The organism is Nguyenibacter vanlangensis (assembly GCF_038719015.1).
Taxonomy (GTDB): Bacteria; Pseudomonadota; Alphaproteobacteria; order Acetobacterales; family Acetobacteraceae; genus Gluconacetobacter; species Gluconacetobacter vanlangensis.
Genome location: NZ_CP152276.1, coordinates 1,409,922 through 1,423,887 on the forward strand (window position 1 = coordinate 1,409,922; position 13,966 = coordinate 1,423,887).

The window sequence follows — 13,966 nt, forward strand, 5'->3', positions numbered from 1 at the left end:
GGAGATCCGGATGCCGGGCAGGAAGCCCCTGGGTGTGGCGATCGCCGTGCTGTGCGTCGCGGTGGCGGTCGGGCTGGGCGTGCATGTCGCGCGCGAGGACAGTGCCCACCCGTCCTCGGACAACGGCACGATCGACGCCGAGCTGGTCCATGTGGCCAGCACCGTTGGCGGGCGGCTGGTCGCGTTGCCGGTGCGCGTCAACCAGGCGGTGCGCAAGGGCGATCTGCTCTATCGCCTGGACCCCGAGCCCTATGAGCTGGCCGTGCGCCAGGCCGAGGCCAATCTGGCGCTGGCCGAGGCCGAGGTGGAGAACCAGCGCCGGCTGGTCGCGGTGAAAACGGCCACCGCCGAGCAGGCGCGGGACCAGGTGGTGCGCGCCCAGGCCGACCGCGACCTGGCGTCCCGCACCGTCGCGCGATTGGGGCCGCTGGCCGGCCATGCCTATATCCCCCGGCAGCAATATGACCAGGCGCTTGTGACGCTGCACGATTCCGAAATCACGCTGGCGCAGGCACGCCAGCAGCAGCAGGCGGCCCAGGTGGCGATCGGCGACCTGAACAGCACGCTGGCCGCCGCCGCCGCCAGCCGGGCGGCGCTGGACCATGCGCGCTATGAACTGCGCCAGACGGTGGTGGTGGCACCGGCCGACGGCTATGTGACCAGCCTGCGCGTCCGGCCCGGGGAGATTCTGGCGCCGTCGCAGGTGCTGTTCACCCTGATCCTGAACGATGCGTGGTATGCGACCGCCAATATCCGCGAGGTCGACATGGCGTCGATCCGCCCGGGCGATTGCGCCACGGTCTATTCGATGATCGACCGCCACGCGGCCATGCGCGGCCACGTGGATTCGATCGGCTGGGGCGTGCTGTCGGCGGATTCGGCCGGCGCGCCATCCGCGCCGCCGCTGGTGCCGCGCGAAATGGACTGGGTGCATGTCGCCCAGCGCTTTCCGGTGCGGGTGAGGCTGGATCTGAAGCCGAATGGGGCCGACCTGAACCTGCTGCGCCTGGGGGCGACCGCCACAGTCGAGATCCGGCATGGCGCCGCCTGCCCCTGATCCCGACCCTGATCTCGACCATGATCCCGCCCCTGGCCTCGGCGACGGGCCCGATCGGGGGCGGATGACGCCGGCGCGGGTCTGGTCGCTGGTCCGCGACCCGGTTCCGGGGCGGCTGGGCTATGCCGTGCGCATGGCGGCCGCCTGCACGGTCACGGTGCTGCTGGGGGAAATCTGGCAGGTGCCGGACCTGGCGGTGGCGGCGCTGGTCACGATGGCGCTGTGGCAGAAGGACCGGGTGAGCAACCTGATCGTCGCCGTGGTGGTCAACCTGATCATGCTGGTCGTGCTGGCGCTGATCTATGCGACGATGCGGCTGACGCTGGATCATCCGGCCGGGATCGTCGCCGGTGTCGCGGTGCTGAGCTTCGGCTTCTTCTTCCTTGGGTCGGCCAGCAAGCTGAAGCCCGTTTCCTACGTGCTGGGCCTGATGACCGTCTATGGGCTGATTTCCATCGACCAGTTGCCGGTGGGCGAAATCATCACGCGGGCGCTGCTCTATACTGACCTGTTCATCGCCCTGCCGGGCCTGGTGATGGTCGTGCTGGGGCTGCTGATCTGCCCGTCGCCCAAGACGGTGCTGACCGATGCCATTGCGGCGCGCCTGCGCATGGCGGCCGCCTTGCTGCGGCCCGGTGCCCAGCCCGGTGCCCAGCCCGGTGCGCGATCCGATGCCGCGACGCGCGAACGCGCGCGCGACATGCTGCGCGAGGGCGCGCGCGGCATGATGGGCAGTCTGGGCATGGCGGCGAAGGAGCGGATCTGGTCCCGGACCGACCTGGCCTGCCTGAAGGCGGCGGCCAATGCGGCGGTCGGGGTGCTGGCACTGGCGTTGGCGGAGGCGGAAGCGGCGGCCCGCGCGGATACGGCCCCGGCGGCGCCGCAAACGCTGATCGCGACCATCGAGGAGATGGCCGCGATCTTCGGGCGCGGCCATTATCCGGTGGAGATCGCCCGGCCGCCGGTGCCGCCGGACATGCCTGTCCTGGCCCGGATGGCGGACCTGCTGGCGGTGTTCGCCACGCCCGCGCCAGAACCGGTGCCAGGACCGGGGCAAGAACCGGCTCCCGGAAGGGCACGCGAGACGAAGGGGGGCGGGTTCTTCCTGCCCGACGCCTTCGGCAATCCCGAGCATGTGCGCTATGCCGTCAAGGGCACCGCGTCGGTGATGGTCTGCTATTTCCTGTTCAAGATCCTGGACTGGCCGGGCATCCATACCTGCATCATGACCTGCTTCATCGTGGCGCAGCCGACGATGGGCGAGATGATCGCCAAGCTGCGCCTGCGCATCGGCGGGGCCGTGATCGGCGGCGCGCTGGGCATCGCGTCCATCATCGTGATGATGCCGCACCTGAACGACGTCGCGTCCTTCCTGGCGCTGGTCTTCGCGGGCGCGCTGGCGGCGGCATGGGTCAAGACCGGGGATGCCCGCATCGCCTATGCCGGGTTCCAGATCGGGCTGGCGTTCTTTCTGTCGGACATCAAGGGGTACGGCCCGACGACGGACATGACCACGGCGCGCGACCGGATCGTGGGCATCATGCTGGGCAATATCGTCAGCTATGTGGTGTTCACCGCCATCTGGCCGGCCAGCGCCCGTGACCGGATCGCCGGCGCGCTGGGCCGCGTGCGGCGCGCGCTGGCCGCCCAGCGGGAGGACGCCCCGATCCAGGCGCGGCTGGCGCACGCGGCCGAGGCGCAGGCGGCGATTTCGGCCGGCGAGCGCATGCTGGAATTCGCGGCCGCCGAACCGGCGCATGTCCGCGCCGCGACGGCGGCGATCGCGCGCTATCGCGGCGCCCTGGACGACGCGGCGGCGCTGAGCGGGGACATGCTGGCCGGCACGACGGACGCACGGGCCGACGCCCGCCTGGAGAGACTGGAGCGCATCGCCTCATGACCCGTCCGCTTCTTCCTGTTTTCCGTGGTGTTTTACGTGGTGTATTCCATGTTGTTTTCCGGGCGCTCGTTCTTCCCGGATTCATGGTCCTGCCGGCGGGGTGCGCCACCCAGGCGCTGCGATCGGCGCCGCAGCGACCCGACGCGCCCTGGCGGCCGGAGGTGGCGGCGAACGGCGAGATCCTGCCAGGCCGCGCGTCCGCGCACGGGCTGGCCCTGCCGCCCGGCTATGTCCTGCCGTCGAACCGGGCCATCCGCCTGCGCCCTGCCCCGGCGGACCTGCAGCCCGCGCATCGCTATGCGCTGGCCGAACTGATCGACATCGCGCAATCCAGCAATCCCGTCACGCGCCGGGCGTGGAACGCGGCACGCGACGCCGCCCTGGCCGTGGGGATCGCGCGCGCGACCTATCTGCCGCAACTGACGGTCAGCGTGGTCGGCGGATATAACGAGACGCAGGATGGCGGGGGCCTGCCCGGCATCAGCGGCGGCGGCGCGGCCGGGCAGGCCGCCAACGGCGTGCTGCGCACCGCGGGCGGCCTGGCGCCCAGGGGCAGCCAGGCCACGGGCAGCGGCGAGGTACAGGCGCTGGGCCTGGAATGGCTGCTGTTCGATTTCGGCAAGCGCGACGCGATCGTCGACGCCACCCGGCAGGACCAGGTCGCCAGCAACGTGCTGTTCACCGGGGCGCACCAGAAGCTGATCTATGACGTCGCGCTGGCCTTCTACACCCATGCGGCGGCCGATGCCCGGCTGGTGCTGGTGCGCCAGGCGCTGGACAATGCGAAGCAGGTCGAGGCCGCCGCCGAGGCCAGGCTGCGCCAGGGCCAGGGCACGGTGGTGGACACGTCCCAGGCCCGGCAGGCCACCGCCCAGGCGGCGCTGCGGCTGGTCCAGGCCGAAGGCGGGGCGGAGACGGCCTATCTGGACCTGCTGACCGCGATGGGGATCTCGCCCGCGACGCATCTGCAGACGCAGGACCCGGCGGGCCGGGCGCTGGAGCTGTCGGACATCCGCCTGAGCGACGACATGGTCCAGCGCGCCGTGGCCCGGCGGCCGGACGTGCTGGCGGCGTATGCGGCCGCCAAGGCGTCGCGCAGCCGGGTCGCCGCGGCGCGGGCCGAGTTCCTGCCGAAGATCTTCGTCACCGGCAATGTCGCCTATGCGACCGGCGCGCTGGCCCTGTCGTCGGTGCCCGGGGTGGGGGGCAACGCGCCGCCGACCCTGAACCTGTCCACCAATCATTTCAGCAGCCTGATCCTGGGCGGCATCGCGGTGCCGATCTTCGACGGCGGCATGCGGGCCGCCGCCCTGAAACAGGCCGGGGACCGGGCCGACAGCGCGGATGCGACGCTGCGCCAGACGCTGGACGAAGCCGCCAGGCAGGTCGTCGTCGCCCAGAACGGGCTGCGCACCGCGCTGCACGCCTATGACGCCGCGGGCCGGCTGCGGGATGCGGCGCAGACCAGTTTCGACGCGTCCCTGGCCGCCTATCGCAGCGGGGTGGGCGCGGTCACCCCGGCGATCATGGCGCAAAGCGGCCTGCTGGATGCCCGGCTGGGGCGCTCCGATGCCTATTACGGCGCGCTGATCGCCGCCGCCGGCCTGGCGTTCGCGACCGGCGCGCTGGGCGACGCGCCGGGCCGTGCGACGGCCAGCGCGATGGAGGCCGACGGGCCGTAGGCGCGGCCGTGCGCCGGCAACGTCACGGGCGGGCCGCCCCCGGGCCCCGAGCCGGTCGAGATGGAAACAGCCGCGAGGGGCGCATGCACCCCGTTGCGTTCCGGCGGAGATCTGCCTGAAGGCAGCCTTATCGGCCGCCTGCCCGACAATCCGCGCCGCGCCTTTTGTCACCGCCGACACATTATGGGGGCCCCGAAACAAGGCCGACATCACGGCGGGAATAGCCACTGGTAGTGTCCGCATCGCAACAACGGCCCCGTTGCCGGCACCAGGAGTCCCACGATGCGGCTTTCCCCACGTACCGCCTGCCAGACCACGATCATCGCCCTGCTGTCGCTGGGCGCGCTTGGCGGCTGCGCAAGTCGCGGCGAACAGGGTGGCGAGAACGACCCTTTCAGGCCGACCAACCGGACGATCTTCTCGGGCAACCTGTTCCTGGACCGGCATGCGCTGCGCCCCGTCGCGCGGGCCTATGCCGACGACGTGCCGCACGGGGTGCGCGGCGGCATTCACAATTTCCTGTCCAACCTCGATACGCCGGTCATCCTGATCAACGACCTGGCGCAGGGCAACCTGTCGCGCGGCTGGAACACCACCAAGCGGTTCGTCATCAACACCACCGTGGGCGGACTGGGCGTGTTCGAGGTCGCGGACGGTTGGGGCATGCCGTACCACAATGCCGATTTCGGGCAGACGCTCGGCGTCTGGGGCGTTTCTCCTGGCCCGGACGTCCAGTTGCCGCTCTTCGGCTTCTCGAACCTGCGCGATGCGGGCGGCCGTGTCGTCGACGCGTTCCTGAACCCGCTTTCGGTGGCGTCCGCCGGGACCAGCAATGCGGCGATCATGGCCCTGAACGTGACGAAATCCGGGCTGGGCATGGTCGACGGACGCGCCCGGATGCTGCCGGTCACCGACCAGGTCGAGCGGAATTCGCTGGATGAATATGCCACCCTGACCAGCCTGTACAGCCAGAACCGCACCGCGTTCGTCAAGGACGGCAAGGCGGGGTTCGTTCAGCCCGAGGCGGCGCGCATCATGGCGCGAAATGCCGCGATCGGGCAAACCGGCAATGGCGCGGACTGACCATGGACGCGCGCCCGGCATGATAGGGTGATCCGGACAGGATGAACCGGGCACGGGCATGCGACGCGCCCGCGGGAAGGCCAGGAGAGAATGAAAAGATGACGCTCGGCCATCGTCTCGACACGATTACGGGCCGGATCGCGATGACGATCGTCGTCGCGATCCTGGCGGCCATGACGCTCTATATGGTCATCGTCGACAATGTTCCCGACTGGTCGCGCCCGGCGCTGGTCGATACCGGCGTCCTGGATCAGGCGGCGACGGTGGTCCGCCTGATCGCCGCGATGCCCGACAGCCAGAAACCGGCGCTGGCCGCCGCCGCCGCGACCGCGTCCTATACGGTCGCCTGGAAGGCCGCCCCTTGCTCGCCCGGGCCGCTGCGGCGCGCGCCCGAGATCGAACGGAGGATGCGGCGCCTGGCGGGAGGCGACCTGGCGGCGGTCGGTTTCTACGTCGCGGAGCCTTCCGCCGCGTCGCCGGCCGCCGATGCGCGCTTCAACCGCGCGCCGTTCGGCATGGCGGTCACGCTGCGGAACGGGGCCTGCCTGATCTTCACGGTGCCCCATCGCGTCTGGGGCCTGTCCTGGTGGAAGCGCGACGCGCTGATGTCCGTCTTCGTCATCCTTGCGACCGTCTGCGTCTCGACGATCGCCAGCCGCACGCTGATCCGGCCGATCGAGGAATTCTCGCGGGCCGCGCGGCGCTTCGGCAGGGACACGTCCGCGCCGCCCATGGTCGAATACGGCCCGCGCGAATTGCGGCTGGCCATGCGGGCCTTCAACGCCATGCAGGACCGGATCTCGAAATTCGTCGCCGACAGGACGACCATGCTGGCCGCGATCTCGCACGATTTGCGGACACCGCTGACCCGTATCCGGCTGAGGGGGGAATTCATCGCGGACCGTGAACAGCAGAAACGATTATTTCAGGACGTGGCCGAGATGCAGGCCATGATCTCCTCGGCGCTCGTCCTGTTCCGGGACGACGTCACGGACGAACAGGGGACGTCCTTCGACCTGTCGGAGCTGGTCCGCGACGTGGTGGACGACGCCGTCGACCAGGGAAAGCCGGCCCTGTTTTCGGGGCCCGACCATGTCATTTTCCATGGCAGGCCCATGGCCCTGAAACGGGCGCTGGAAAATATCATCGGCAATGCCTGCATCTATGGCGCCTCGGCGGATGTGCGCCTGCACGAACGGGGGGATTGCCTGGCGATTTCCGTCGCGGATGACGGCCCCGGCATTCCCGAGGAATTCCTGGAGGCCGTCTTTACCCCGTTCTTTCGCCTGGAGCGATCGCGCAACCGCAGGACCGGGGGCACGGGTCTGGGCCTGACATCGTGCCGCGCCATCCTGCAGGCGCATGGGGGATCCATTTCCCTGAGCAACCGCGCGGACGGCGGATTGCTGGCGCAGATCATCCTGCCCCGGAACGCCGCCGCATGACGTGACCGGCCCCGAAGGCCCCGACGATCATCCGCGCCTGACGCTGGGGGTGAACATATACCCGCCGCTGCGGATCGTGCGGATGATCGTCGGGTTCTTGGGATCCGGTTCCAGCTTGCGGCGTAGCCTGCTGATCTGCGTGTCGATGCTGCGGTCATAGACGTCGTAGGCCACGCCATGCGCGAAATCGAGCAGGTGTTCGCGCCCCAGAACCTGCTGCGGACGCTCGGCGAAGGCCAGCAGCAGGTCGAACTCGCGCCCCGACAGGGGGACGAGCGTGTTTCGGGACGATCGGAGTTCCCGCCTGGCGATATCGAGTTTCCATCCGTCGAAATACAGGCTCGGCCTGACCGCGTCGCGGGCCGGCTCGGCCCTGATTTCGCCGCGGCGCAGCACGGCGCGGACCCGCGCCAGAAGTTCCCTGGGGTCGAACGGCTTGGTGATGTAGTCGTCCGCCCCCAGTTCCAGCCCGACGACGCGGTCGGTCGTCGTCACGGCCGCGGTCAGCATGATGACCGGTATGCCCGATGCCGTCCGCAGGCGCCGGCAAAGGTCGAGCCCGCCCTCTCCGGGCAGCATCAGATCCAGTATGACCAGGTCGATGTCCTCGGCATCCAGGATCTCGAACATGGCGCGGCCATCCCGGGCGACACGCGTGTGATGGCCGTACGAGCGGAAGAAATGATCGAGCAGAGACAGGATCTCTTCGTCATCATCCACGATCAGGAGTTTCAGCATGGCCGTCATTGCCCCACGGTAGCCGACCGAAGCCGCGATCCAATGTCAGTCGATGCCGTTTTTATGGCCCGGATGTCGCATTTTGTCCAAGCCGACACGCGTCCGGCGTTGCTGTCGATGGTCTGGACGACGGTTTGGGGCGGCGGTCTTGAATCGCGCCGCGCGCGGCGAACATTCAGCACATGCTGCGCATGCTGCACAGCCCATGAGACCGGAAGAGCGCGCCATGCGGCGGCCACGCAGACAGCAGGCACCAAAGGCGGGATCACGCTGGTCGGCGGACGTGACCCGGCACAGCGATGCCCTGGACCTGGAGCCGGCGATCTTCGCCAGCGACGATCCGCGCCGCATCGCCGAATCGCTGAAACATTCGGCGCAGGCCAGCACGCGCCGCAAGGCGGAGCCTTTCCGTTCGGCCATGTCCATGCTGGTCTTCTATATCAACCGCGCCGGGCGCAACCTGCCCGCCGCCCGCCGGGCGGTGCTGGAGCGGGCCAAGGCGGAGCTGCGCCGCGTCTTCGGCCGCCCGCTATGACCGCAGCCGCACGACATGCACCATGTCGGACAGGGCGGCGCCGGCATGCGTCCCCGGGGTCAGCAGGATGACGGCCCGGCGGGTGGCCTGGCCGCCCTGGCCGTCCCGGACGATGACATCGACGACGACGCTGCCCGGCCGGTTCTCGCTGGCCGACGGCGGGGGCACCGGCGGGCCGCCCGCCCTGCGCAGCGCCTGCCGCACCACGGGATCGGCCTGCCTGGCATCCGGGTCGTTGGGCTGCGTGACCGACAGATGCGGCCTGACGGCCTGCAGCAGGCCCGGCGTCATGCCCAGGACCAGCCCGACCTCGCCGACGCTCTGGAAGGGGCCGCCCGGCGGACGGTAGTTCAGCCCCGCGGCGAGGTAGCGCGCCTGCGACACGGCGCGGTCGGTCTGGGCGGTGCTGCGCCAGTCGACCATGTTCGCCGCGATCGACGCGGCCTGTTCCCTGGTCGCGCCGCATTCCTGCAGCAAGGCGGCCAGCAGCGGCCGCGGCGCGGAATTGGGATTGATCAGCCCGGCCTCGCTGCGTACCCGCAGCGTCGCCTCCATGCCGCCCACCCGCGTGACATAGGCGCGCCCGTCGGTGCTCCAGCGCGCGGCGGAATGGTCCATGACGTGGAAGACCGCGTCCCAGACCTCGCCGTCCGCCGCGTCCTGCAACTGTGCCGCGCTGCGCAGCGCGTAGACGCCGCGCAGCCCGGCGTCGGCCGTCGCGATGACGATGGACACCAGCAGCGACAGCCCGGCCAGGGTCCATAGCACGATCAGCAGGGCGAAGCCGCCCTGCCCCGCTGACGCGCCCCGGCGCGTCACCGATCGAGCCCGACCTTCTGGCGCAGGCGCTGCTGGGGATCGGCGCTGCCGGTCACATGCATGGGCGTCAGTTCGTCCGGCACGTTCGCGGCGTTGGGGTGGGTGTCGCGCAGGTCCTCCATCAGGCTGACCGCGTCGCGCTGGTCATGGATGACGTGCGGGGTGATCAGGATCAGCAATTCGGTGCGCTGGCGGCTGTTGTTCTGGGTCCCGGCCAGAAAGCCCAGGACCGGGATGTTCTTCAACCAGGGAATGCCGCTGTTGGCGCGGCTGGAATTCTCGGTGATCAGCCCGGCCAGGCCGACGGTCTGCCCGTCCTGCACGACGACCCGCGAACTGACCGACCGGTCGTTGAAGGTGGGATTGGCATTGCTGCTGGTCGTGGCCTGCACGGGCGAGGTGTTGCTGACCGAGCTGACTTCCTGCGCGATGTCCAGCGTGACCAGCCCGTCCTGGCTGACATGCGGCGTGACCTCCATAATCACGCCGGTCGGCTGGTAGGTGAACTGGTTGTAGATCGAGGTCCCGATGGTGCTGGATTGCGAGCCGATCTGCACCGGCACCAATTGCCCGACCTGCAGCCGTGCCGCGCGATTGTCCTGGACCATCAATTGCGGCGAGGACAGGACATGCACGGTGGTGACGTTCTGCAGCGCGTCGATCGCGAACGGCGCGCCGCCGCCGCTGGCCCCGCCGATGATGAAGCCCGGCAAGGTGTGGCTGAAGGCCGCCGTCGCCAGCGTGCCGGTGGTGATCGTCTGGCTGTTGTTGCTGAGCACGCCGTTGATGCCGCCGGACTTGAAGAAAAACTGCGTGCCGTATTGCAGCGCGTCGTTCAACTGGACTTCGGCGACCACGGCGTCGATCCGGACCTGCAGCGGCATGACGTCGATCCGCCGCAGCATCTGTTCGACATTGTCGCTTTCCTGGTCGGTCGCATAGACCAGCACGGCGTTGTGCTGGGCGTTGGAGAGGATCCGCATGCCCTGGGCATGGGATTCGCCGCCCGCCGAACTGTCCAGACCGCCCAGCAGGGGATTGTTGAGGGACGCCGCCTGCTGGCTCGCCCCACCCTGGCCCACACCGCCTTGGCCCACGCCACCTTGGGCCATGCCGGTATTGCCGCCCAATCCGCCGGCCATGCCCGTATTGCCCCCCAGGCCGCCGCCCCCGAGGCCACCGCCCGCGCCGCCCGTGGCGCCGCCCAGATTGCCCATGGCACTGGCCATCCCGCCGGTAAAGCCGGCCTGGCCCAGTTGCGACGCGGCACCCGGCGCCCCCCCGGGCGGCAGCGCCGTCACATTGTCCGGGGTGAAGGCCTGCTGCAGCGTGTAGGTGACGTCGTTCACGCTGGAATTCTGCACGTAGAAGATATGCCATGACCGGATCGTGGCGCGGCGGTTGCGTTCGATCAGCGCGAAAAGGCGCCGCGCATCGTCGACATAGCGTGTGTTGCGCGCAACGATCAGCACCGCGTTGACGCGGCTGAGCGGCAGGACCTGCACGATCTGCGCCAGCGCGCCGCCGCTGCCGTGCAGCGCGGTCTGCAAGGCTGTCGCCATGTCCTTGGCATTTCCGGATTCGACCGGAAGCAGGGCATAGGACTGGCTGCTGAGCCAATCCACGTCGAAGGCGCGAATCACCTCGACCAGCGCGTTGCGCGCCGCGGGATCGCCGCTGACGATCACCGCGTTGGCGCTGTCGACCGGCGTCACGCGCGCGCCGTTCTGCACGAAGGGTTGCAGCGCGCGGGCCAGGTTGGCGGCCCCGGCATAGCGCAGCGGAACCATGATATTGCCGCCCAGCGACGGGTTTTCGGTCATTCCGGCGGCACCGGACTGGGCCCCGGATTGGGGATTTCCGGCCTCGGCCTGGCTGGGGACGATGCGGTACAGCCCGTCGCTGTGCAGCAGCACGGCGTGGACCTGGGCCAGGATGATCTGCAAGGCCGGCAGCACCTGCGCCGCCGTCAGCGGCGAGGACGTATGCAGCGTCACCTGCCCGCGCACCGCCGGGTCGATCGAATAATTCACGTGCAGGATGTCCGTCAGGACCTGCGAGACGGCGTCGCGGACGTCGGTATCGGCGAAATTCAGCGAGATTCCGCCCACACCGCCCGCGATGCCCGAGGACGGAAGCGCGGGGACGGCATTGCGGCCATAGCTGTACTGCACCCGCCCGAGCTGATCGCCTGCCCCGATCCGCCCCTCGGCCGTATCGGGTGCCGGGCCGGAAAGCGGCAGCGCGCCCGACAGGGGCCTGACCCGTGCCGGTCCGCTGCTGCACCCCGCCACGGACAGGCAGAGGGCCAGGCCCGTCCAGACGGGGTGCGTGCGGCGGATCGTCGTCATGCCGTCGAGAGAACGGATCAGAATATTCATTGCATATGGCCTGGAAGCTGGTCGTCTGTCTGGTTGTCGGGCTGGCTGGCGGGCGACGCGCCGGAGGATGGGCCTGCTGGCCGGAGGTCGGCGCCGCGGTCTCGGTCGGGGCGCAGGGATTGCTCGCCCCCGGCACCCCGCACGCGCACCGCGCCGCCTTCGATCGCGACGACCCGCCATGGGCCGACCGTCGCGCCGATATCGGCCACCTGGCCGCGATCCTGCCCGGGAATCATGAAGATGGCATGACGCCGTCCGCCGCTGACGACGATGCCCGCCAGGCGCGGCGTGCCGGCGGCCGCGCCTTGTGCCGTGGCCGGACGCCGCGAGGGGCTGAACAGCGGGCGGGCCAGGACGGTCTGCCGCCACGCATCGATCCGGGCGGCATCCGGCAGGCCCTGCCCGCCGGGCGCGGGCGGGGATTGGGCGCGGGCCGGCGCCGAAGCGGCGCAGAGCATCATCGCAGCCAGCCGGAAGGCGCCGGTCCGCCACGGGGCCCGGCGGGCGGAGGGATATCCGGTACGGGTCATGGCGTTTCCTGCGGCGGCGTGCCGTCGGCGCGGCGAAAGGCGTAGACCACCATGTCGCATTCCATCGTCGCGGACGATGCGCCGTCATCCTCGGACTTGCGCAGATGCAGCCCGTCGATGACGATCGCCGGGGTGGCGTGTTCCAGCCTGGCGATGAACTGGACCAGGGTCGCGAACGGCGCGCTGACATCGACATGCAGGCCGATCCGCCGATAGCGGCCGGCCGCCGCCGCGGACACGTTTTCGGCGCTGGCGATATTGGCCCCCATCGCCGTGGCGGTCTGCTGCAGCATGTCCTGCAGGTTGGCGCTGGCGACGGCGTCGGTGGCGCCGCCGATCAACTGCGACGGTCCGGGAGACGCGGCGGCGGCGGCGCGCCGCAGGGCCGGCAGGGACGCGGCCAGGCGGTCCATGCGGCTGACGGTGGCGCGCTGGAGGTCCAGCGCCTGGGCACGGACGGCGTACCAGTCCCAGAGCGGGCCCAGCACCAGCAGCCAGGCCAGCATCAGCCCGATCGCCAGCATGCCCAGGGCGAGCAGCCGTCCCTCTCGCCCCTCGGGCAGGGTGCGCACCATTGTCCGCAGTGATTTCATCCTCTGGTCCATGATCTGCGTGACCTCGCATCCCGCCTCCGAAATCCACAGGACGAATTCCGGATGGCAATGGGACACCAAGCCATTGATTTAACTACCGCCCGACATCGGCGCGAATCGAAAACAGACTGGCATTCTGTCCCGACACGCGCGTCACCGGGGCGACGAAGGACGGATTGCGGAAGGCCGGGTCCCTGCTGAGCGCCTGGATCAGCCCGGTGGCCTCGGAGGACTGGCCGCTGATGATCAACTGGCCCTGGCGCAGGATCAGGTCGGTCAGGAAACTGTCGTCGGGCAGGACCTGCGTCGTGACCGCCAGGACCGCCAGCGGATCGCCCCATTGCCGGCGCGCCCCGGCGATGACGGTCACGCCCGCCTGGCGGTCTTCGACCTGCCGGCGCAGCAGGGCCGCCTGCTGGGCCGCGGGGCGCAGCGCCGCGATCCGTGCCGACAGCGCCGTCCGTTCGGCGGACTGGCGCCAGAACAGCGCCGCCACCAGCAGGGCCGGCAGAAGGGCGATGCCGGCGGCCGCGGCGACCCTGGCGTCCTTCAGTCCCGACGCGCGCCGGGCCTTCAGCGGAATCCGCACCGCGCGGGCCGCGTCTTCCAGCCGGTCGGGCTGGAGCCCGATCCGTTCGAGCATCTGCACGGCCGGGGCGACGGATGCCCGGGGCACGACCGACAGCATGATCCGCAACTGGTTCAGTTCGGGATCGCGACGGATGATGTCGTGGCTGTAGAGGATCGCGCCAGCGGGAAAAGGCGTCAGCCGGTCCATTTCATAGGCCAGCACGCTGTCCAGGCCGGATTCGGTCGCCGCGGGCAGGGTCACCTCGCGCTGCATCACCATGCCGGGGGGCAGTCGCAGGACCGTTTCGGCCGGCCGGTCCCGCCCTGCCAGGGCGGCCAGGGCCGCCCGGCAGGCGGCGCGCGCGTCGGCATCGCCGGTGTCGTCGGTGCCGTCGATGTCGCCGGTGTCGCCGGCATCGGACGGACCGTATGCGCCCAGCGGCGCGAGGCCGCCATTGCGGTCCAGGAACAGGGCCAGCGACGCGCCGTCCCAGGCCGCGACCAGGACCGGCCGCGACGACAGCCGCGCCAGGCGGGCCCGGCCCGGGACCAGGTCGCGGACCTGTCTCCACCACCAGGCGAACATGTCCCTGGCGACCGTTCCGCTTGCGGTCATCGGAGACGAATGCCGGG

At 70.1% G+C, this 13,966-nt stretch carries 12 protein-coding genes; 6 read left to right on the forward strand and 6 right to left on the reverse strand.

The annotated features are described in order from the left end of the window. The first annotated feature begins 10 nt into the window (after positions 1-10). The 5 genes from mdtN to AAC691_RS06395 all read left to right on the forward strand — a co-directional run bounded on the left by mdtN (position 11) and on the right by AAC691_RS06395 (position 7,167). Positions 11-1,057, forward strand: a complete 1,047-nt coding sequence (mdtN, locus tag AAC691_RS06375) for a multidrug transporter subunit MdtN (RefSeq protein ID WP_408906063.1) — start codon at positions 11-13, stop codon at positions 1,055-1,057. Continuing rightward, a complete protein-coding gene (locus tag AAC691_RS06380; protein ID WP_342629376.1) occupies positions 1,038-2,957 on the forward strand; it encodes an FUSC family protein in 1,920 nt (639 codons plus the stop codon). Before mdtN ends, AAC691_RS06380 begins: the two co-directional genes overlap by 20 nt. Positions 2,958-3,040: 83 nt before the next feature. Then, positions 3,041-4,639: a TolC family protein gene (locus tag AAC691_RS06385; protein WP_342629377.1), complete on the forward strand. Its 1,599-nt coding sequence runs from the start codon at positions 3,041-3,043 to the stop codon at positions 4,637-4,639. 282 nt (positions 4,640-4,921) lie between these two features. Beyond that, positions 4,922-5,722, forward strand: a complete 801-nt coding sequence (locus AAC691_RS06390) for a VacJ family lipoprotein (protein ID WP_342629378.1) — start codon at positions 4,922-4,924, stop codon at positions 5,720-5,722. 98 nt (positions 5,723-5,820) lie between these two features. Next, entirely contained in the window at positions 5,821-7,167 is a 1,347-nt protein-coding gene (locus AAC691_RS06395) for an ATP-binding protein (protein WP_342629379.1), read from the forward strand. Between the two features lie 27 nt (positions 7,168-7,194). Here AAC691_RS06395 and AAC691_RS06400 read toward each other — a convergent pair whose 3' ends face one another. After that, complete coding sequence (locus AAC691_RS06400) at positions 7,195-7,914, reverse strand: response regulator (protein WP_218064391.1); 720 nt, start codon at positions 7,912-7,914, stop codon at positions 7,195-7,197. A 217-nt stretch (positions 7,915-8,131) separates the two neighbouring features. On the opposite strand from AAC691_RS06400, the gene AAC691_RS06405 reads away from it, so the two are divergent. Beyond that, positions 8,132-8,440, forward strand: coding sequence for a DUF3175 domain-containing protein (locus tag AAC691_RS06405; RefSeq protein WP_342629380.1), 309 nt, complete (start codon positions 8,132-8,134; stop codon positions 8,438-8,440). Here AAC691_RS06405 and AAC691_RS06410 read toward each other — a convergent pair. The 5 genes from AAC691_RS06410 to AAC691_RS06430 form a co-directional block, all read right to left on the reverse strand. After that, positions 8,435-9,259 (reverse strand): type II secretion system protein GspK, encoded by an 825-nt coding sequence (locus tag AAC691_RS06410; protein ID WP_342629381.1) that lies wholly within the window; start codon positions 9,257-9,259, stop codon positions 8,435-8,437. The two genes, AAC691_RS06405 and AAC691_RS06410, sit on opposite strands and share 6 nt — an antisense overlap. Then, entirely contained in the window at positions 9,256-11,640 is a 2,385-nt protein-coding gene (gspD, locus tag AAC691_RS06415) for a type II secretion system secretin GspD (RefSeq protein WP_342629382.1), read from the reverse strand. Before gspD ends, AAC691_RS06410 begins: the two co-directional genes overlap by 4 nt. Continuing rightward, entirely contained in the window at positions 11,637-12,170 is a 534-nt protein-coding gene (locus AAC691_RS06420) for a hypothetical protein (RefSeq protein ID WP_342629383.1), read from the reverse strand. The genes gspD and AAC691_RS06420 overlap by 4 nt, the downstream gene beginning before the upstream one ends. Continuing rightward, the gene (gspM, locus tag AAC691_RS06425; RefSeq protein WP_323991664.1) at positions 12,167-12,763 is read right to left on the reverse strand and encodes a type II secretion system protein GspM; all 597 of its coding nucleotides are present in this window, start codon (positions 12,761-12,763) and stop codon (positions 12,167-12,169) included. Before gspM ends, AAC691_RS06420 begins: the two co-directional genes overlap by 4 nt. 94 nt (positions 12,764-12,857) lie before the next feature. Then, positions 12,858-13,949 carry a PilN domain-containing protein gene (locus tag AAC691_RS06430; RefSeq protein WP_342629384.1) on the reverse strand — a complete coding sequence of 364 codons (1,092 nt, stop codon included), beginning with the start codon at positions 13,947-13,949 and terminating at the stop codon, positions 12,858-12,860. Positions 13,950-13,966 lie beyond the last annotated feature (17 nt).